The organism is Mesorhizobium sp. M7A.F.Ca.US.002.01.1.1 (assembly GCF_004022955.1).
Taxonomy (GTDB): domain Bacteria; phylum Pseudomonadota; class Alphaproteobacteria; order Rhizobiales; family Rhizobiaceae; genus Mesorhizobium; species Mesorhizobium ciceri.
The window spans coordinates 1-1,917 of record NZ_RZQE01000756.1 but is presented as its reverse complement, the minus strand read 5'-3'; the positions used below and the strand labels follow the sequence as shown (position 1 = coordinate 1,917).

At 56.9% G+C, this 1,917-nt stretch carries 1 protein-coding gene and 1 pseudogene; both read left to right on the top strand.

All coding sequences use genetic code 11. The features are described 5' to 3' along the window. Positions 1-791: aspartyl/asparaginyl beta-hydroxylase domain-containing protein (locus tag EN932_RS35075; protein ID WP_245483388.1), on the top strand; the 791-nt coding region annotated here is incomplete at its 5' end. A gap of 172 nt (positions 792-963) precedes the next feature. Further along, positions 964-1,917 (top strand): annotated as a pseudogene (locus tag EN932_RS35070) (hypothetical protein); the annotation flags it as partial.

Genomic DNA, 1,917 nt, shown 5'->3' with positions numbered 1-1,917 from the left:
TTGCCATCCCGCTTCTCGCCCTTGGCTTCTATTTCATCCCCATCCTGACGACGATCTTCATCGTCTGCGGCCTGATCGACGTGCTGCGCAACGACCGCAAGGATCTGTCGCTGTTCTCAGGCTATTTTCTCGGCAACGGCCTGTTCACCTGGCTGCTTTCGCCGTTCAACCTGCTGGTCGACCTCTTGTGCTACAGAAATCCTGGCGTGTGGAAGCTGGATCAGTTTCCCGCCGACTATCAGCGCGAGGTCAACGAGGTCCTGGATATCTTCAAGGCGCGCAAGGATGAGATCATCGCCGATATCGATGCCAATTTCGGCGCCGGCCGGCGCGGCATGTATGTCTACCAGTGGTACGGCAAGCACAGGATCGACAACGTCGCCGAGTTCAACAAGGATTTCAAATACATCAAGACCATCGCCGTTTCCGTCTTCAGCAAGCGCGAATCGACGTCCTGGCATTTCGGCCCGCTGCGGCTCAGCTTGCGCATTCTCTACAATCTGATCCCGGTGAAGTCGGAGATTTTCGTCGAGTGCGGCAACGTCAAGAATTACTGGTACGACAATCCGCTGTTCATCTTCGACGACACGCTGCTGCATCGCTCGGTCAACGAGTATGACGGCCGCCGCTACTGCGTGTTCATGGACATTATCAGGCCATCCCCGGTTCCCCGCCTCATCGCGGGTATGCTGGCCATCGTCTCGGTGAGCGTCGAGCGCATCAATTCCATGTTCTACAAGAACTGGAAAATGATCGGTTCGACCAAGCCGAAGAATGCCGGGACGACCTGAGCTTTGGAAAATCGGCGCTGCCGGCCCTGCCGGCAGCGTCTGGGTGCTCTGCATGTGAGACTTGGCCAATCCTTGTCGGCCGCTCATGCGCCGGATCCTGGCTGCATTAAACGGTAGTCCGGGCTGGCTTTGATAGTTCTGCCTCTTCTCCTTCTGGCGGCCGCAAGTGACGATGAACAAATCTCTCGGATTTTGGGCAACGACATATGTGTGTACCGCTCTGCTGGGAGTTGCTCTTGCTCTCATCTATGTAGGGCTTGAACAGCCTGTCTATTACTGGGACTTCGCTGCCTATTTCGACACGTTTAGCCGGCAGGGCACGCTCTTGGTTCAGAGCCCTCTCGAGTGGCTCAGCCATTTGAGGACCTCGATCGCCACCGATGACTACAGTGCGGCGATCCTGGTGCCGCTGATGCCGTTTCACATCATTTTTGGCGATTCGAGGTTTTCCTACATCGCCGGAATAGTCGCTGTTTACCTGGTTCCGACCGCTCTTCTCATCGGCAGAACAAGCTATCTGGAGGCGGCGACCGGGACGCCTTCATGCCGAAGCTGGCTCACCGTATGGATTGCGGCCTTTCTCTACACGCCCTTCTGGGCGGCGACGCTTCGTGGGTTGCCGGACATTGCCGGCTGCCTCGCGCTTTGCGCGGCAACCTATTTTCTCTGGAAATCGAGGTTCCTGACCCATGAACCGGTGATCAGCGGAATGCGTGTCGGCGTATGCCTGTGGTTGGCATTCGTGCTGCGCCGCTGGTATGCCTATCCCGTCATCGGGGTCGGAACTTCCGCGGCCTTCTTCTGTTTTCTGCAGGTCGCGAAAGACCGCGACGTCCCGGCACTCCGCAATGCCGCCGTCGGGGGCCTGTGTGTGATCCTCGTGGTTGTCGGAGCCGCGCTGACCTCCCAGCAACCTCTGATCCTCAAGATACTGGGAACCAGCTATGGCGACCTTTACAGCGGATACAAGACAAGCTTCGTTTCACAGGTTGACCAGGCAGGATCGCGGCTCAGCTATGTGAACTGGCTGTTGATCGTATTCGGCCTTTGCATCTCCATCATACGCCAAAACAGATTTTCCCTGTTCTGTGCCGTTGCTTCGGTACTTACCTTCTTCCTCTTCACC